The sequence below is a fragment of the Actinoplanes xinjiangensis genome (genome assembly GCF_003148685.1).
Lineage (GTDB): Bacteria > Actinomycetota > Actinomycetes > Mycobacteriales > Micromonosporaceae > Actinoplanes > Actinoplanes xinjiangensis.
The window spans coordinates 53,728-71,387 of record NZ_QGGR01000024.1 but is presented as its reverse complement, the minus strand read 5'-3'; the positions used below and the strand labels follow the sequence as shown (position 1 = coordinate 71,387).

Here is a 17,660-nt window from a genome sequence, read left to right as displayed (position 1 = left end):
TCACCCCAGCAGTCAGCAGGGTGAGGCCAGAGAGTGCGAGCCGTATCGGGGTACCGACATAGCGCGGCGTGCGTGACGTCTCCTCGCGGACGCGTGGCGCGGGCTGGACGCCGGGGTCCGGCTTCGTGCGCGGTGAGGCCGCCAGCGGTGTGCATCGATCGAGTGATCCATTACCTTGGCCCCGACGTACACCCGATCGAAGGACGACATCCGTTCCGCTGAGAGGACAAACATGCCGCGTAGGAAAACAATGATCGCCGCAGCCGCAATGGCGGCACTCGCAGCAGGAATCACCGTACTCGGCATCATCCCGGCCAATGCGATCGCCAACGGAGAACCCGTCAAGGACGGCGAGTACCGGTTCTCCACCAAACTCACCATGACCGGCATCCCGGTCCTAGGCGGCGGGACACGCAACAGCGCCTGCTCGGGCGCACTCATCGCCCGCCAATGGGTGATCACCGCCGGGCACTGCTTCCGCGACGAGAACGGCATCCGCGTCGAGCGCCCCGTCGCGGCCTCCACTGTCGCCACCATCGGACGCACCGACCTGATCACCGGCACCGGCGGCCACGACCTGGAGATCATCGCGGTACGGCAGTCCGCCAACGCCGACGTAGCCCTCGCGAAACTGGCCGAGCCGATCGACGACGTGGACCCGCTCAAGGTGAGCGATCAGGCCCCCGAAGTCGGTGACGTCCTGCGACTCACCGGATACGGCTCGCTGACCAGCACCAACGCCAAACCCGCAACACACCTCAACACGGGACAACTCGAGGTGGCGTCCCTGAGTGCCGCCAACCTCGGGGTTCGGGGCCTGGCGCCCCATCCCGACACCACGCCGTGCCCCTTCGACTCCGGCGGCCCGTTCTTCAGGGAACCCCGCTGGCAGGAACCGGAACTCGTAGCCGTGGTGAGCAACGGCCCCAGCTGCCCGCACACCGCCATCGAGAGCCCCGCACGCACCGACAACATCGCCGACTGGATCCGCGACACCATCGGCCTCCGCTGACCCTCGGGGTGCTCGTCACGCCAACCTCTGGTGACGAGCACCCCGAGCAGACGGCCCGTGCTGTGCTCTCTAGTTGCTATCCATCTCGATCGCCTTCCGGGGATGCCCAGTCGCCCAGTCCGGGGAGCGAGGAAGCGAACTCGGTTCCCTCTTTGGACCGGCATCGAGAACCTCGAAGTAAATCCGTTCCCGAAATTCATGGAGCTACTGAGCGTCCGTTGATGGTGGGTTCGATGACCGTTTCGAGCATTGCTACCAGGCGTCGTCCGCCTGGCGCTTTCCCTGGGCTGCCCACGATGATCGGCAGTCTTATTCCGACACCAACAATCGCCGGACCACTGGTCAGCCCGGACCGCGACGACGCTCGGCGATCTCCCACGCGAAGATGTGCTGCCTGATCGACTGTGCCAGGGCCTCCTCGGCCCGGAACCTCAAAACCAGGTTGTATCCCGGCATGTCCCAGGCGTCCCGGACGGCGTGCACCACACCGGTGATCTCGACTTCGCCGCCGTGCAGCGACACCGCGGCCCGGATCCGGTCATTGACGCCGGCCTGTATCGCATGCTCCGTCCAGCACCGAAGCCCGCCCTCGCTGATGTCCAGGAGCTGAGCGCCGAGCGGGGCCTGATCGTGCGCCGCCAGCAGGTGCAGGGTGCTACCTCCTCCCCCGCGTACGAACTGGCGACGGTTGCTGGACTCCGGAGCACCGACGGCCTTGAGTACCCAGCGGGACAAGGCGCCGTCACCGGTCGACGTCAGCTGACAGGGCAGGACGGCACGGGAACGTGGCTGCGCCCAGAACAGATCGAGCCTCTGACCTGGCTGAAGGGTGATCCGGTCGGTGGTCTCCAACGGCGCCGCGACCGTGATCTGCGTTCCGTCTACCTCTTCCAGCCGGGAACGGTAGCTCGACTCCGCATCGGCGGCGAGAAACACCGGCGTACCGACCGGCGGAAGCTCGACCATGGGGATGCCTTTCGGGGGAGTTTACGGCAGCAGGCCGCCTGCGCGGTTGCCACCACATCTGTGGGAGACCAACCCTTTCGACAGCCGCGGAGCGGTCTGAAGCAGTAAGGCCCGGCGAAGTTCCTCTTCCAGGCCCGGTAAGACACCTATGTCGATCATCCGTCGGCCGGATCCAGGGACCGGGTCCCGCGACGCGCAAGTCGCCGGCTTCGACGGCGTGGAGTTGCACGGCGGCCTGCTGGATCAGTTCTCGCGGTGACTCCGGTGACGGCCGCCGTGCCGGAGAAGTGCGTGGCCGGGATGGCAGGTGTCTTCCGCCGCCGTGCTCGGTCCCTGACACCGTCGGCATGAGGGTGCCCGGCACCCCCGCACGAATTCGGAAGTTTCGGAAGTTCACTACGAGGCTCGGGGGCACATGCCGCGACCGTCGTGGATCTGGTGGATGGACGAATCGGAAAGCCGCTGGTGAAGTGGCAGTCGGTCGACGAACTGAAACGATTCGCCATCTGATACTTACGAGACTTTTCCGGAATCTATTGTTTCATCGATGTTACCGTGCCAGCATTCACGAATTGACGGTCATCGCTTGAGTTGGCCTGTGCGCTCCCCCGCCGCGCGTGACGGCTGTGACTGCCGCGCGTAACGGCTCCCGGCGCCCCACACAGGACCAGGAAGGGAAGATCCCGTGGTAGACACATCCCCACTGCGTCCCGCCGGCGCCACCCGGCGGCGATCGTTGCGAAGCCAGATCCTGATCGCAGGCCTCGTCGCCGCGGTCGGGGCGTTCAGCGCCGTGATGGTGATGCCGGACGCCAACGCCGCGGCCAGCACTCTGGGCGCCGCGGCACAGCAGTCCGGCCGGTACTTCGGCACGGCGATCGCCGCGAGCCGGCTCGGTGATGCGACGTACACCTCGATCGCCGGGCGCGAGTTCGACATGGTGACGGCTGAGAACGAGATGAAGCCGGATGCCCTGCAACCGCAGCGGGGCCAGTTCAACTTCAGTTCCGGGGACCAGATCTACAACTGGGCGACCCAGCGCGGCATGAAGGTCCGCGGCCACACCCTCGCGTGGCATGCGCAGCAGCCGGGCTGGATGCAGAGCCTGAGCGGCAGCAGCCTGCGGCAGGCGATGATCGACCACATCAACGGGGTCATGGCCCACTACCGGGGCAAGCTCGCCGCCTGGGACGTCGTCAACGAAGCCTTCAACGAGGACGGGAGCCGCCGGTCGTCGAACCTGCAGTCCACCGGCAACGACTGGATCGAGGTGGCGTTCCGGACCGCGCGCGCCGCCGACCCGTCGGTCAAACTCTGCTACAACGACTACAACATCGAGAACTGGTCGTACGGCAAGACGCAGGGCGTCTACAACCTGGTCCGTGACTTCAAGTCCCGTGGCGTACCGATCGACTGCGTCGGCCTGCAGACCCACTTCACCGGTGGCAGCTCGCTGCCGGGCAACTTCCAGCAGACGCTGTCGAGCTTCGCGGCTCTCGGCGTCGACGTGGCGCTGACCGAGGTCGACGTCACCAACTCGTCGACCACCCAGTACGCCGGGCTCACCCAGGCCTGCGTCAACGTGCCGCGCTGCATCGGCATCACCGTGTGGGGCGTGCGGGACAGCGACTCGTGGCGGGCCGGCGAGAACCCGCTGCTGTTCGACCGCAGCGGCAACAAGAAGGCCGCGTACACCTCGGTGCTCAACGTTCTCAATTCCGCCGGCCCGACCCCGTCCTCGCCGGCTCCGAGCGGCGGCAGTGGGTCGCCGTCACCGTCGGTCCCCTCGGGACAGGCCGGGCGGATCCTGGGCGCCCAGTCCGGCAGGTGCGTCGACGTACCGAACGCGTCGCAGAACAACGGCACCCGGGTTAGCCTCTACGACTGCAACGGCCAGGCCAACCAGCAGTGGACTCTGACGGCGAGCAGGCAACTCACGGTGTACGGCAACCGTTGCCTCGACGCCGCCGGCTCCGGCAACGGTGCCGCCGTGCAGATCTACAGCTGCAACGGGCAGGCCAACCAGCAGTGGAACGTCAACACCAACGGCACCATCACCGGCGTACAGTCCGGGCGCTGCCTGGACGTCTGGGGCACCGCCAACGGCCAGCAGATCCAGATCTACGACTGCCACGGCCAGGCCAACCAGAGGTTCAGCCTGACCTGATCCCTCACGACCGGAGCGGCGTGGGGCTTGGATGCCCCACGCCGCTTCGCCGTGCGGTCCGGCGCTGCACGCAGACTGAGTCCCCGCAGGCCGCCTCGCGCTACGCCGGACGGCCGCGGTAGCCGATGGGGCCTTCGCCGGCGCGCTGGTAGGTGCCCAGGAATCCGTCGTCACCGAAGGCGACCGTGCCGTTGTTGCCGCGGCCGTCGCGCCAGCTCAGCCTGGAGACCGGGTGGCCCGGCACCCCCACCGCGAGACGCAGATCGCCGCTGCGGTGCCAGCCGCCGCTCCAGCCCTCCTCCGTGGTGAAGTGCCGGGCCTGCTCGGCCACCGACCCGCGTCCGACCAGCCGGCCACGGAACTCCTGCGGCCGTTCGCCCGGCTGCCGGCGCCAGCCGTAGAAGGCGGCCTGCTGCTGCTCGAACGTGATCGCGTACTCGGTGCCGGACGCGTCTGCCCAGGACACCTGGTCGAGGACGGCCTGCTCGCCGCGGTCGATGACGATGGTGACGTCGCCGGCGGCGGTCGCGTATCTCAGCACCGGCTCGGCGATCGCCTGTCGTTCCAGCGCCAGGTTCGCCTGGTCGTGCGCGTGCATCGGGTCGATCGTCACCCGGTACAGCCACAGCATGCTCCGGGCGTCGCCGGCGTTTTCGATCCGCAGCGTGTTCCGGCCGGCCAGCAGGTCCTCGGCCGGGACCGCGAAGGCCACGCGTTGCGGCAGGCCGCCGCCGTTCGGGATGCGCAGGCGCTCGGCCAGCGGCCGGTCGTTGAGGCGAACGGTGAGAGGGGCGTACCCGGGCTCGTCGAAGAGCATCGACGCGAGCGCCCGGAGAGCCACGCAGGCCTCGCGGGCAACGGCCGGGTCGGGCACGTCGAACTCCAGCTCGACGAAACCGCCGTCGCCGATGGCCAGGTGGTCACCGGCGGCGGCGGACCGTTCGACGCCGATGATCGTCAGATTCCCGGCCCGGGGCGGTTCGGCGCCGAAGTCGGCGTAGGTGGGCTCCATCGCGACCCCGGGGCGCCGCACGCCCGGCGCCGCCGACGACGGGTGCAGCAGCACCTCGTACGAGAGGATCGGGTGTTCGTCGTTGTCGTATCCGATGTTGGCGGCGCCGAAGGCGGGTCGCACCTTGCCGGGGTGCAGGGTGCCGGGGGCGGCCGCCGCGCGGGCGACATAGAGCGGTTCGCCGTCGGTCTCCCGGCCGGCCGGGTAGGCGTCCGCGGGCACCGCGCCGCCGGACGCGATGCCCCAGACACCGCGGTCCATGAGGATCTCGTACTCGTCGACGGCGACCTCCTTGCCGCCCCAGGTGGCCTGGGCCGCGCCGAACGCCGGGCGGACCTTGGCCGGGTGCACGCCGCCGTACATCCGCACGCGGCCCACCCACAGCGGCTCGCCGTCCGTCTCGTAGCCGTGCGGCACCGCGCCGGGCGGAATCCGCCCGCCGTGGGCGGCCACCCACCGATAGTCCTCAGCCGATTTGTGCATTCCAGGGAGGATAGATCAACGCCGCTACGAGTTCGGCGACGCCGCCGAGCCGGGACCGGTCACCCGCCGGACGCTGCGCGACCCGGCACGCAGGCTGCCTGCATAGGGTCGGCCGATGCGCTCGTGCTGGGCCGGGTCGTTGCCGTCACGCGACGCCGGGTCGGCAAACCAGCGCCAAGTGACGTTGGAACCGTATCGGGCAACCCGGTCCAGACGCCCAGCAGGCTTCGCGCGGCACGATTCTGCGCGACGAACGGTGAGTAGATCGTCGGCCACCTGGGCCGGCGTGTGCTCGAGCACGTCCAAGGGTGACGCCGCCCAAAGACATCTGATGTCTATAGTGGCGGCGGGTGGGTGAGGGAGGGGTCGTGGCACTGACCGACGAGGCGATCGCCAAGATCCGGAGCATGATCCAGCGGGGTGAGCTGCCGCCCGGGTCGAGGCTGCCGCCGGAACCGCAGCTGGCCGCACAGATGGGCCTGTCGCGCAGCGGCGTGCGTGAGGCGGTCAAGGCGCTGCAGCTGGCCCGGGTGCTGGTCGTGCGCCGCGGCGACGGCACCTACGTGACCAGCCTCGCGCCTCACCTGCTGCTCGAGGGGGTGGGCCTGGCCGTCGAGCTGCTGCAGGACGACACGCTGCTCGAGGTGATGGAGGTGCGCCGGATGCTCGAGCCGGTCGCCACCGGCACGGCCGCGTTGCGCATGTCCGACGAGGACCTCGACGTGCTCAGCCGAATCCTCGACGACATGCGCGACGCCGCGGACGATCACGAGAAGCTCATCCGGTTCGACACGGCCTTTCACCGTACGGTGATCGCGGCAACCGGCAACGAGACGCTGACCTCGCTCATGGACGGGCTGTCCAGCCGCACGGTCCGGGCCCGGGTGTGGCGCGGGCTGATCGAGAGCAACTCGGCACACCACACCATCGACGAGCACCACGCGATCTACCTGGCCCTGCGGGCTCGGGACCAGCTGCTGGCGCAGGCCACCGCACTAATCCACGTCAACACGTCCGAGTCGTGGCTGCGGGCGGTGCTGGCCGAACGGCCCGCTGCGGCGCAACGCGGTCAGGGCAGGGTGAGCCGATAGACCCGGGTCGCGGTGCCGGCATAGATCTCGTCGAGGTCGTGCGGCCGCAGCGGCGGCAGGGCCCGCTCGAGCGCCTTACGCACACGGTGATAGTCGGCCGTGAGCAGGCACACCGGCCAGTCCGAGCCGAACATCAGACGTTCGGCGCCGAACTCGGCGACGGCGACCGCTACGAACGGCGCCAGATCGTCCGGGCTCCACGCCGGGCCGGCCTCGGTGACCATGCCGGACAACTTGCAGCTCACGTGCGAGTTGCCGGCCAGCATTGCGAACGGTTCTCGCCACCGGCGCAGGCCGGCCTCCCCCTCGTCGATGCGCGGCTTGCCCAGATGGTCCAGCACGAACCGCAGCCCCGGCAGGGCCCGGGCGGCGCGCGCCGCGGCCGGCAACTGGTCGGCCCGGACCACCAGGTCGAAGACCAGCCCGGCGGCGGCGATCGCGGCGAGCCCGCGCCGTACATCGGCGCGGTCGAGGTAGTCGGGATCGGCCTCGCCCTGCACCTGAGAGCGCACCCCGACCAGCCGGTCGCCGCCTTCGAGCTGCCGGTACCGGTCGATCTCGGCGGTCACGTCCGGCGCCGCCACGTCTATCCAGGCGACCACGCCGGCGATCGGGCCGGTCTGCGCGGCGAGGCGCAGCAGCAGGGCCGCCTCGTCGGGGTGGCAGCGACCACCCTCGACCAGCACGGTGGCGTCGACGCCGTTCGCGGCGAGTTCGGTGGTCAGGTCGGCCGGGGCGAACGGTCGCCGGATCCGCTCCAGGCCTGGTCCGTCGAGCCAGGTGTAGCCGTCCAGGTTCGGCCACAGGTGGTGGTGCGCGTCGATGATCATGCGGCCACCTCCGTGGTCCATGCCGGGCCGTCCGGGAACCGGTACGCGTGCAGCGAGGCGGGCGTGATCTCGGCGCTCATGCCGGCAGCGGTGGGCGCCAGGTAGCGGCCGGCGCGGATTTGTGCCGGTTCGGCGAAATGCTCGTGCAGGTGATCCACGTACTCGATGAACCGGTCTTGGAGGCTGCCGCTGACCGCGACGTAGTCGAACATGGCCAGGTGCTGCACCAGCTCGCACAGGCCCACTCCGCCGGCGTGCGGGCAGACCGGCACGCCGAACTTGGCGGCCAGCAGGAGAATGGCGAGGTTCTCGTTGACCCCACCGACCCGGCACGCGTCGATCTGCACGTCGTCCGGCGAGGTCGGTTCCTCGATCCAGTAGGGGTCGAAGCGGCTGAGCTCGCGCATCCAGCCGATGGCGTCCGGCACGCCCCAGATCTGGTTGGCGTCGACCGCGATGCGGATGTCCGGGCCCACCGCACGCCGGGCGATGCCCATGCGGCGTACGTCATCTGCCAGGTTTCCGCCCACCTTGAGCTTGATCAGCTGGTAGCCGGCGCCGACCGCCTCGGCGCACAGCCGGTCGAGTTTGTCGTCGTCGTAGCCGAGCCAGCCCGGCGTCGTGGTGTACGCAGGGTAGCCGTCGCGCAGCAACTCCGCCGCCCGCGCGTCCCGCCCGGCGGCCCGATCGCGCAGCAGGGCGAGCGCCTCCTGCTCGGTGAGCGCGTGCTTCGGGTCGGTCGGCGGCACCTTGAGGCCGCGCTGCGCCAGAATCTGCAGCGTGCCGGACAGCGCGAACGACGACTGCATGTAGACACCCTTGATGTCGGGGTCCGAGGTGAACCGCGTCTGCAGCTTGCTCGCCGCCACGTCGGCCTTCCAGTCGGTGGCCTCGCCGAAGACGGTGACGCCGGGGAAGTCCTTCTTCATGCACTCGTTGAACGCCTCGGTGCGGTCCCGGCCGTTGATCGAGTCAAGCCCGCCCTGGAGCATGACGACCTTGCCCTTGCCGCCGAGCTTGGTGCCCAGGAACTGGCAGGCCTTGGTGCCGTAGGCCCGGTTGTCGGCCCGGACCACCATGAACACCTTGCCGGTGTCCGGCCGGGTGTCGATGGTGACCACCGGGATCTTCGCGCTCGCCAACTGGTCGAGGGTGGGCGCGACGGCGGCGGTGTCCTGCGGCGCCATCACCACACCCTTGACGCCCTGGCTGCGGAACGTCTGCACGTTGGAGATCAGGTTCGCGATGTCGTTCTGCGAGTTCGTCGTCTTCAGCTCGACGCCGAGTTCCTTGGCGAACTCGGGTACGTACTTGATGTAGGAGTTCCAGAAGTCGGTGTCGGATCGTGGGTAGTCGACGCCGATCAGCGGCTGCGCGGCACTGTCGCCACCGCTCCCGGCCGACGTCTTGTCGCGGTTACAGGCCGCGGTGAGCAAGGCGGTGGCCAGCACCGCGATCGCACCCAGCCGCAGGAAAGCGTGGCGGTTCACTGCGCCTCCTTGGTGAGGGCATACCCGGCGGCGGTGGGGCCGGCCCGAAGCCCGCACCCGCTGCCCGGGCGTCCGGATTCATCTGATGTATTTATAGGTCAGCGATCGATGGACGTCCATAGTTTGGATGTTTCTCCGCACAACGACGCGCAGACATCTGGTGTCCGACGGCTTCAACCGCGGTGATCGCCACCGGGGCCAACGGCGGAGGAGATCCTCCAGCACCGGGTCCACCACCCCCGGGTGCCCGGATGTGCGACCGCGACCTCGTCGTCGTCGCGCATCCGGGCGCTGACACCGATGATGTCGGCGCCCGCGGCAGCCAGGTGGTGGTGGGCGCCGACCAGGGACGGCGGGCCTCAGACACGGTCGGCCCAGGCCCGTCCGCCGGGGTAGCCGTACTCCTTGAGGGAGGCCGGGTGCATCTGCGCGCTGAGCCCGGGCGCGATGGGTGCGGCGTACCGGCCGTCGACGATGCGTACCGGATCGAGGAAGTGCTCGTGCAGGTGATCCACGTACTCGATCACCCGGTCCTGCATCGTCGCGGAGACCGCGACGAAGTCGAACATCGACAGGTGCTGGACCGTCTCGTTCCGCCGTAGTGCTTGCCTGCGGATTCGTGGTTGCCTGCACACCGAAAGTGCCGGCGCGGCAAGTTCACCAATGCGGCATCTTCTCCGCGGGTACGGTCATCGTCGCAGCGCAGCGCTTCGTGTGGGTTGCGGCTGCTGTGTCGTGGGCTGCGGGCGGACGCCGCGGATCAGCAGATACAGCAGAAGCCCGAACTCGCCGACCGACGTCGGTACCTCCACCACCGTGCGAATCAGGGCAGGCGCGTCGGGCAGGCCGAACGCGAGCAACGGGTCGGCGACCCAGGCCACGGCCGCCGCCATCACCAGCACCCCTAGCCAGGACGGCAGCATCGGTGAGCGCCACGCGAGGTAGCCCATCGGCAACAGCCACAGGCCGAAGAAGACGCCGCCGAGCACGTACCCCTGCTGGTGGAGGTCGAACAAGAGGAGCACCAGCTCGGCGGAGTGTCCGGGCCGGGTCGCGGCGAGCAGGGCACCGGCGTGGAAGGTGAGGTTGAGCAAAATCGAGCCGGCACCGATGGACACGAACACCAGCAGCGCCGTGGCCGCCCGTTCGTGGACGTGGTGCAGCAACCGGTGCAACACCAGCCCCAGCAGTACGAAGACGGTTGCCATCAGGATGTCGGCCACCAACCCGAGCCGGAAGAGGGTCTCGTGCTCGATGATGTTCGCGGCGGTCCGTGTGGCGTCGCCCTCGACGTACACGCTGCCGCGGGCTTGGAGCTGGGCCCATCCGCCGAGCACGGCCAGGATCAGGTAGAGCAGTCCGGCGATCCGCGCGAGGGTCCGCGGGTTGCCGGTCATCGATGTGGAGGTCATGTCCACCGACGCTCCGGCATGGACCCGGCCGCTACCTCCACCCGTGGTCTCCGGCCCCTCCACCCTGAGGTGGAGCCGCCGTGCGGGGCGGGTCACTACGCTGGCCGCATGCTCCCTCCGCCGCCCGCCTGGGCCACGGCCGGGCAGTACGCGCTCGCGGTCGTCGCCGGGGTGGCGGGCTGGCTCGCCGGCGCCGCTGATCGGCTCTCCGGACCTCTGACCCCGGCCGCCGCCGAGCTGGTCGGCGCGTTGCTGGTGCTCGACGTGTTGATCGGCACGGCATTGCTGGCCGTGCTGCCGCTGCGGCACCGCCATCCTCTGCCGGTGGCGTGCGTGGCGGCGGCGGTCCTTCCGTTCTCCGCGTCGAGCGTGGGTGCGGCGGCGTTCGCGGTCGGTGCGACGGCGACCCGCCGCCGGCGAGACTGGGCGGTCACGGTAGCCGTCGTCGCCGTGGTCGGCGCGACGGGAGCCGAAGTCTTGTACCCCGGATTCTCTCTCGACGGGATCGCGCTGATTCTGCTGTTCGTCGTGGCGTGCCTCGCCACGGGCACGTATCTCGGCACCCGCCGGGAGCTGATCGCCGCTCTGCACGAGCGGGCGGTGACCGCCGAGCGCGAGCGGGTGCTGGCGGCCGGCGCGGCCCGGGAGGCGGAACGGACCCGGATAGCTCGCGAGATGCATGACGTTCTGGCGCACCGGATCTCGCTCGTCGCTCTGCACGCCGGCGCGCTGACCTACCGCGAGGACCTCACTCGCATCGAGACGGTCGACGCCGCCGTAATCATCCAGAGCAACGCCCACCTCGCCCTCGCCGAGCTTCGCGAGGTCCTCGGCGTGTTGCGCACCAGCGGCGACCCGGCGGACGGTGCCGCGGAACAGCCGCAGCCGACGCTGGCCGAGTTGCCTGCACTTCTCGCCGACGTTCGGGAAGCAGGATCGCTGGTCCGGCTCGACAACACGGTCGCGGCACCGGTGGTGCCGCAGCTGTTGTCCCGCACCGCGTTCCGGATCGTGCAGGAGGCATTGACCAATGCTCGCCGCCATGCGCCCGGCGCAGCGGTGACGATCCGGCTCGCCCGTGCCGACTCCTCGACCGGTGAAAACGACGGTGGGCACCTGGAGGTGAAGATCAGCAACTCGGTCACGGCGCCGACTCAGCCGTCGCCTGAGCCGGATCCCGGGGTCGGCCTCATCGGGCTGGCCGAGCGGGCCGAACTGGCCGGCGGCTCGTTGCAGGCCGGACCACAGCCGGACGGGACCTTCGTGGTTCAGGCGAGGCTGCCGTGGCCGGCCTGAATCCGCTGCGGGTCGTCATCGTCGACGACGATCCCCTGGTACTTGCCGGCCTGCGGTTGATTCTGGGCGGTGCCCCCGGCATCACCGTCGTCGGTGAGGCGACCGACGGGCAGCAAGCCGTCGACGTGGTGACCCGGGAGGTTCCCGACGTCGTGCTCATGGACATCCGGATGCCGCGCACCGACGGACTGATCGCCACCCGGCGACTGCAGGAACGCGGCTCACCGGCCCGGATTCTGATCCTCACCACCTTCGACACCGACGAGTTCGTCGTCGCGGCGCTGCGCATCGGCGCGGCCGGTTTTCTACTCAAGGACACCCCGCCGGCCGACCTGGTCGCCGCCGTCCGTCGCGCCGCCCTGGGCGAGCCGATGTTGTCGCCACGGATCACGACCAAACTCATCGCCGCCGTCACCCGCCCGGACGGCGACGCACGCCGACGCGTCGCTCGAGCGTTGCTCGCCCGCCTGACCCACCGTGAGCACGAGGTCGCCGTCGCAGTCAGCCAGGGCCTCACCAACACCGAGATCGCCCGGGCGCTGCACATGGGCGTCGCCACAGTGAAAACACACGTCGGCAACGTGTTCGCCAAGCTCGAAGTCACCAACCGGGTCCAGGTCGCCCGCTACGTCCACGATGACGAGGGAACCTGAGCGTCGTACTCCCGCCGAACTTTCAGGTTCGAAGTCTGCGTTGGTAGTAGCTGGTTCTGGCGCGGAATCGATGCCTGCACCATCCCGACGTCGATCGTACTGCTTGGACTCCTGATCTCGTATCAGTGGACCTTGTGACAGGCGGGATGGCAGGTCTGGACGACGTATGGCCCGCCCCGGTGAAGCCGGTCATCGGCGCGGCTGGCGCGCATCCGGGTGAGGAAGTCGTCGGCGAGGAAGTCCGGGTTGATCCGCCGCAGCTGGGTGGCGAGCAGCCGCAGCAGCTCGTTGTCGTGCGTCCACAGGCCGACGTGCCGGCCGGCGCTCGCGTAGAGGTGCTGCTGGAGCCGATAGAGCGGCAACGCGATCTTGATGATCTCCGTGGTCATGCCGCGCCCGTGCAGTTCCTCGGCTATCAGCCGGCTCACGGTTGATTTTCCCGGAGCCCGCGGTGCCGTACACGCAGAGCTTGAGTGTCGGCGGCATCGCTAACGGGACCAGCCGAGCTCGCGCGGACGGAATTGATCGCCCTGCTGGGTCGGCACCGGCGGCTCCAGGACCTGGCGGCACGGGCTCTGATAACCGACCCGCAGGACTCCGTCACGGCGGCGGCACGGGCGTTCCAGCTGATCCACCAGGGCCGGCAGATCCGCGGCCGTGCGCGAGCCCGGCACGTGTCCGGGCGACAGTTCACGATGTTCCACCGATACCTCACTGGAAGGGTCCAGGAGGACCGGTTCACCGCCCGCCCCGGCCGGATGTCAGCGCCGAGTCAACCGGTGGCGGATGCCGTAGGCGGCGGCACCGACGGCCAGCACCGCGGCGCCGCCAAGCACCGACTGCAGCGGCAGGGCGAAGGCCAGAACCAGACAGCCGGCCAACCCGACGACCGGGACGACCCGCGGCGGGCGGCCCTCGGCGGTCGACAACGTCCAGGCGCTGGCGTTGGCGATCGCGTAGTAGACCAGCACCGCGAAGGAGGAGAACCCGATCGCGGTACGGACGTCAGCGGTGGCCGCCACCGTGGCCACCACCACGCCGACAGCCAACTCCGCCCGGTGCGGCACCTGAAAGCGCGGATGCACGGCAGCCAGGGCGTGGGGCAGGTGCCGGTCCCGGGCCATCGCCAGGGTGGTGCGCGACACCCCGAGGATCAGCGCGAGCAGGGACCCCAGCGCGGCGACGGCCGCACCGACCCGTACCACCGGGGCCAGCTCGGGCCAGCCGGCGGCGCGTACCGCATCCGCCAGCGGCGCGGCCGCCCCGGCGAGCCGGTCACCGAGCACCGCCAGCACCGCGACCGCCACGACCGTGTACACCATCAGGGTGATCCCCAACGCCAGCGGCACCGCCCGGGGAATGGTGCGCGCCGGGTCCCGGACCTCCTCACCGAGGGTGGCGATACGCGCGAACCCGGCGAAGGCGAAGAACAACAGCCCGGCCGCCTGCAGCACACCGACAACGGTGGCGTCACCGCCGACCGACAGCCGGCCAAGGTCGGCAGACGGCGCGCTCAGACAGGCCACCACGACACCGGCCAGCACCGCCAGGACGACCGCGACGATCGCCCGGGCCAGCCACGCCGACTTCTGCACGCCCACGTAGTTGACCGCGGTCAGCGCCACCACCGCCGCCACAGCCACCGCGTGTGCCTGCTGCGGCCAGGCATACAGTCCGACCGTGAGCGCCATCGCCGCGCACGAGGCGGTCTTGCCCACCACGAAACCCCAGCCGGCCAGGTAGCCCCAGAACGCGCCGAGCCGCTCCCTGCCATAGACGTAGGCGCCGCCCGAAGCCGGATAGCGGGCTGCCAGCCGCGCCGAGGACGTGGCGTTGCAGTAGGCCACCACCGCCGCTACGGCCAGGCCCAGCAACAACCCCGAACCGGCCGCCGCGGCCGCCGGCGCGAGAGCTGCGAAGATTCCCGCACCGATCATCGACCCGAGGCCGATGACCACGGCGTCGGACACTCCCAGCCGCCTCGCCAGCCGGCCCCCGGCCGCCGTGGATGTCGCGCTCACAACCAACCTCCCGATCAGTCCGAAGTCATACGCCCGCCGATATCGGTCGGCGATACGGCAGCCGACAGGCCTACTCCGCCATGCAGTGAACCCTCAGCGACCGACGATCCGGTCCTCGCTGTACCGGTGCTCGGTGGAACCGATCAATCTGTCTGGATGTATCCTCATGGTCGTAGGGGTCACCGCGCAATACCGCGTCGCCGTTCGTCCGGCTGGCCGCGCACCCGCGGCGCTGGCAAACTGCTGACCGAACTCGCCCCGTAATGACGTGCGGGTCCGCCACATCACCGGAGTTATCAAGCTCCTCCGCGCCACCCCAGCCACAATCGGCCGCTGCACGTGGGTAACAAGCAGCCACTCTCGGGCACCGCGGGCCTCGAACGCTCAGAACAGGGCAGGCAATTGCAGGCCGGTCGCCCGGCGAGCCATCCTCTACGGGAACGGCATTCCGGGACGCGCTGCAGCACAGCGAGCCGGCCGCGGCGCACCGTGCCGCGGATGTCATTCGCACCCCTTTCCGCGGCCGGTCCTGATCGTTGCTACTCAGGAACACGCCTGCCCCAGCGCAGGCGCGCCGTACGGGCCGTCGATGCGGGTCCGCCCCGGACTTCCGGAGGCAGGGCCGGGGCGGCGCCCGCACCGGTGAGCGCCCGGACCTCCATTTCAGAATATTCGACGTCGTTTTGGTCAGGCCTGCAGATGGTGCCGATGTAACCGAGCAGGAAGCCCGCCGGTATCGACACCAGACCGACCGACCTCCACGGGAAATAGGCGAAATCAGCGTCAGGAAACAACGCCGAAGGTCCACCGGAAACGGTCGGTGACACCGCGACCAGGATGACCGTCACCGCTGCACCGCCGTACATGCTCCACAGCGCGCCCGCTGTGTTGAACCTCCGCCAGAACCACGAGAACAGCAGTGGCGGCAGCATCGACGAAGCGACCAGGGTGACGTCGAGCGACAACAGAAACTCGATGCTGTGCCCCAAGAGCAGTACCGCGCACAGGGTCTGCGCGATACAGAGGACGACGACGGTCCGCCGGGCCACCTTCACCTCGGACGCTTCGTCGAGCGGCTTTCGGCGGGCCACGGTCGGGTACATGTCCCGGGTGAAGTTCGCCGCGGCGCTCGTGGTCAGTCCCGCCGCCACCGCGATCATGGTGGTGAAGATGACCGAGGCGGTGAACGCGAGCAGCGGGACGCCACCGAGGTGGGCGGCCAGCAACGGCACGGCGGAGCGGTGTTGCCCGGCCCCGGGCAGGTTCTGTTCGGTGGTGATCAGGGCCGTCGCGCCGAAGCCGATCAGAATCAGGAGCAGGTAGAAGGGCGTGATCAGCCAGATCGTCCAGGAGACCGATCGGCGGGCGTGGACGGCGCTGGGCACGGTGAGGTAACGGATGAACAAATACGGCAGTGCCGCATACCCGAGGACCGTGGTCAGCAGGTGGGACACGAAGTCAAGGGGGTGCGTATCGGCGCCGAATCGCAGACCCGGGGCCAGAATGTCGTCGCCCGGGCGCGCGGCCGCGGCAGCCCCGAGCAGCTCCGAAATATCGTAACGGTGACGGGCGAGCAGGATCCCGGCAAGTACGATCACCACAGCGAACAGCAGCACCGCGTTGAGGATCTGGGTCCAGGTCGTGCCGCGCATGCCGCCGTACCAGACGGTCATGACGGTGAGACCGCCGATCGCGATGATGACGAGGAGCGGGCCGATCGGACTCGGCAGGTGCAGCATCTGCGCGAGGAGCCGGCCGGCGCTGACCAGCTGGGCTGTCATGAAGCAGAAGAACACGACGAGCGTGACGGTGGCGGCGGCCAGCCGGACCGAGCGGTGCCGCATCCGTACGCTGAGTGTGTCGCCGAGCGTGTACGTGCCGGTGTTGCGCAGCGGCTCAGCCACGAGGAGCAGCGCGACGCCCCACGACAGGACGAGTGCCGCGATGACGAGCACACCGTCGTATCCGTTGAGGGCGACCTGGTCACCGGCTGCCAGGAACGACGTCATCATCATGAACGTGCCGAAGAGCGCGAATCCGTTCTGCGGCGCGGTGAAGGCGCGGTCGGCGGTGTAGAAGTCGGAGCAGGTGTCACGGGCGCGCCCGAGACGCGACACCAGGAAGAAGATGATCAGGCTGAAGATCATGCCGGGTACGGGGTCTGCTGCGGCGTTGTGACGGTCACCGCCGTGACCCCTCGAAGCTCTCGCGGATCCGCGCGGCCAGAGGGTCCAGCCGCCGGCTCGCATAACGTAGATGGACGACCGAAAGGGCCGCCGGCAGGACGATCAGCCCCGCGGCGACGAGCAGGCCGACGTTGATGTTCCCGGCCACCTGAGCTTCGAGGAACCCGGGCGCCCACCCGGCGAGCGCCACGGTGACAGCGAAAGCGCCGAGAAGCAGGACGGCCGCTGTCGCGAGGTAGCGGCGCGACCTGGTGCGCAGGCGCGCGAAGTCCTCCCCCGCCCTCAGCGCGACGTATGTCATCGCCTCGTCAGCGACGAGGGCGACGGCGCGATCGCGTGGCGGAGTGGTCGTCTGGTCGTCGCTGACGGTGCTCATCGCATCTCCTTCGGAGCCTGCGGCTCAGCTCAGCCGTGTCCGGGCGGCGAAGGTCCGCTGACGGAGGGTCACCGCCGGGGTGAGACCCGCGGGCAGGTACACGTCGACCCGGGAACCGAATCGGATCAGCCCGATGCGCTCGCCTCGGTCGACGGACTGACCAGCATGCGCGTAGGGAACGATGCGCCGTGCCAGGGTCCCGGCGATCTGGGTGACCTCGATGTCGCCGAGTGCGGTGTCCAGGTGCCACACCACTCGTTCGTTGCGGTCGCTGTCCTTGTTGAACGCCGGAAGGTAGCCGCCTGGGATGTGCCGGACCGAGGCGACCGTTCCGGCACAGGGTGCCCGGTTGACGTGGACGTTCAGTGGGTTCATGAAGATCGCCACCCGGGTACGGCCGTCGGGCTGAGGATCGATGCTTTGGACGACACCGTCAGCAGGCGACAGGATCAGGCCCTCGGCGGGTTGCCGTTCCGGGTCGCGGAAGAACCACAACATCAGGCCCGACAGGGTCGCCAGCGGTGGTACGGCCCTGGCCCATCGGTGTGATCGCCGCGACCTCATCACCGCGGTGGCCGTCATGGCGAGCACGGGGCCGAGCCACGGACTCGATCCGCGTGCCAGCTTCAGTCGTCGGCCGGTGTACGTCATGCTGTCGATCTCCT

18 protein-coding genes are annotated in these 17,660 nt (G+C 69.4%); 5 read left to right on the top strand and 13 right to left on the bottom strand.

Going from position 1 to position 17,660, the window contains the following annotated elements; translation table 11 throughout:
* Positions 1 to 268: 268 nt before the first annotated feature.
* Positions 269 to 1,012, top strand: coding sequence for a S1 family peptidase (locus tag BC793_RS37140; RefSeq protein WP_109601180.1), 744 nt, complete (start codon positions 269 to 271; stop codon positions 1,010 to 1,012).
* Positions 1,013 to 1,354: 342 nt separating this feature from the next.
* Here the strand turns inward: BC793_RS37140 and BC793_RS37135 are convergent, their stop codons facing one another.
* Positions 1,355 to 1,978 carry a PilZ domain-containing protein gene (locus tag BC793_RS37135; RefSeq protein ID WP_109601175.1) on the bottom strand — a complete coding sequence of 208 codons (624 nt, stop codon included), beginning with the start codon at positions 1,976 to 1,978 and terminating at the stop codon, positions 1,355 to 1,357.
* Between the two features lie 685 nt (positions 1,979 to 2,663).
* On the opposite strand from BC793_RS37135, the gene BC793_RS37130 reads away from it, so the two are divergent.
* Entirely contained in the window at positions 2,664 to 4,145 is a 1,482-nt protein-coding gene (locus BC793_RS37130; RefSeq protein ID WP_275416278.1) for an endo-1,4-beta-xylanase, read from the top strand.
* Positions 4,146 to 4,245: 100 nt separating this feature from the next.
* Here the strand turns inward: BC793_RS37130 and BC793_RS37125 are convergent, their stop codons facing one another.
* On the bottom strand, positions 4,246 to 5,640 hold the full coding sequence (locus BC793_RS37125; RefSeq protein WP_109601173.1) for a DM9 repeat-containing protein: 1,395 nt from the start codon (positions 5,638 to 5,640) through the stop codon (positions 4,246 to 4,248).
* A gap of 24 nt (positions 5,641 to 5,664) precedes the next feature.
* Positions 5,665 to 5,946, bottom strand: a complete 282-nt coding sequence (locus BC793_RS49175; protein ID WP_146246625.1) for a hypothetical protein — start codon at positions 5,944 to 5,946, stop codon at positions 5,665 to 5,667.
* Between the two features lie 62 nt (positions 5,947 to 6,008).
* Between BC793_RS49175 and BC793_RS37120 the strand changes: the two genes are divergently transcribed.
* Positions 6,009 to 6,731, top strand: coding sequence for a FadR/GntR family transcriptional regulator (locus tag BC793_RS37120; protein ID WP_109601301.1), 723 nt, complete (start codon positions 6,009 to 6,011; stop codon positions 6,729 to 6,731).
* On the opposite strand, the gene BC793_RS37115 is transcribed toward BC793_RS37120, so the two are convergent.
* The 4 genes from BC793_RS37115 to BC793_RS49915 all read right to left on the bottom strand — a co-directional run bounded on the left by BC793_RS37115 (position 6,710) and on the right by BC793_RS49915 (position 10,463).
* Positions 6,710 to 7,561, bottom strand: a complete 852-nt coding sequence (locus BC793_RS37115; RefSeq protein WP_109601299.1) for an amidohydrolase family protein — start codon at positions 7,559 to 7,561, stop codon at positions 6,710 to 6,712. The two genes, BC793_RS37120 and BC793_RS37115, sit on opposite strands and share 22 nt — an antisense overlap.
* Positions 7,558 to 9,051 carry a substrate-binding domain-containing protein gene (locus BC793_RS51860; RefSeq protein ID WP_239170489.1) on the bottom strand — a complete coding sequence of 498 codons (1,494 nt, stop codon included), beginning with the start codon at positions 9,049 to 9,051 and terminating at the stop codon, positions 7,558 to 7,560. Before BC793_RS51860 ends, BC793_RS37115 begins: the two co-directional genes overlap by 4 nt.
* A 359-nt stretch (positions 9,052 to 9,410) precedes the next feature.
* Positions 9,411 to 9,620, bottom strand: coding sequence for a hypothetical protein (locus tag BC793_RS37100; protein WP_203896502.1), 210 nt, complete (start codon positions 9,618 to 9,620; stop codon positions 9,411 to 9,413).
* A gap of 120 nt (positions 9,621 to 9,740) precedes the next feature.
* Positions 9,741 to 10,463, bottom strand: a complete 723-nt coding sequence (locus tag BC793_RS49915; RefSeq protein ID WP_158319487.1) for a DUF4386 domain-containing protein — start codon at positions 10,461 to 10,463, stop codon at positions 9,741 to 9,743.
* Between the two features lie 108 nt (positions 10,464 to 10,571).
* Here BC793_RS49915 and BC793_RS49910 point away from each other — a divergent pair, with 108 nt between their 5' ends.
* Both BC793_RS49910 and BC793_RS37085 read left to right on the top strand, forming a co-directional pair.
* The gene (locus BC793_RS49910) at positions 10,572 to 11,759 is read left to right on the top strand and encodes a sensor histidine kinase (protein ID WP_158319486.1); all 1,188 of its coding nucleotides are present in this window, start codon (positions 10,572 to 10,574) and stop codon (positions 11,757 to 11,759) included.
* A complete protein-coding gene (locus tag BC793_RS37085; RefSeq protein ID WP_170167317.1) occupies positions 11,747 to 12,412 on the top strand; it encodes a response regulator in 666 nt (221 codons plus the stop codon). The genes BC793_RS49910 and BC793_RS37085 overlap by 13 nt, the downstream gene beginning before the upstream one ends.
* A 122-nt stretch (positions 12,413 to 12,534) precedes the next feature.
* On the opposite strand, the gene BC793_RS37080 is transcribed toward BC793_RS37085, so the two are convergent.
* From BC793_RS37080 to BC793_RS37055, 6 genes are all read right to left on the bottom strand, one after another.
* Positions 12,535 to 12,840, bottom strand: a complete 306-nt coding sequence (locus BC793_RS37080) for a hypothetical protein (protein ID WP_146246623.1) — start codon at positions 12,838 to 12,840, stop codon at positions 12,535 to 12,537.
* A 60-nt stretch (positions 12,841 to 12,900) separates the two neighbouring features.
* Positions 12,901 to 13,116 (bottom strand): hypothetical protein, encoded by a 216-nt coding sequence (locus BC793_RS37075; protein ID WP_146246622.1) that lies wholly within the window; start codon positions 13,114 to 13,116, stop codon positions 12,901 to 12,903.
* Positions 13,117 to 13,173: 57 nt separating this feature from the next.
* Positions 13,174 to 14,433 (bottom strand): APC family permease, encoded by a 1,260-nt coding sequence (locus tag BC793_RS37070; RefSeq protein WP_275416279.1) that lies wholly within the window; start codon positions 14,431 to 14,433, stop codon positions 13,174 to 13,176.
* Between the two features lie 539 nt (positions 14,434 to 14,972).
* Positions 14,973 to 16,580 carry a solute symporter family protein gene (locus tag BC793_RS37065; RefSeq protein WP_158319485.1) on the bottom strand — a complete coding sequence of 536 codons (1,608 nt, stop codon included), beginning with the start codon at positions 16,578 to 16,580 and terminating at the stop codon, positions 14,973 to 14,975.
* Positions 16,581 to 16,614: 34 nt separating this feature from the next.
* Positions 16,615 to 16,995 carry a DUF485 domain-containing protein gene (locus BC793_RS37060; protein WP_109601161.1) on the bottom strand — a complete coding sequence of 127 codons (381 nt, stop codon included), beginning with the start codon at positions 16,993 to 16,995 and terminating at the stop codon, positions 16,615 to 16,617.
* Positions 16,996 to 17,019: 24 nt separating this feature from the next.
* The gene (locus BC793_RS37055) at positions 17,020 to 17,646 is read right to left on the bottom strand and encodes a phosphatidylserine decarboxylase (RefSeq protein ID WP_109601159.1); all 627 of its coding nucleotides are present in this window, start codon (positions 17,644 to 17,646) and stop codon (positions 17,020 to 17,022) included.
* Between the last annotated feature and the right edge of the window lie 14 nt (positions 17,647 to 17,660).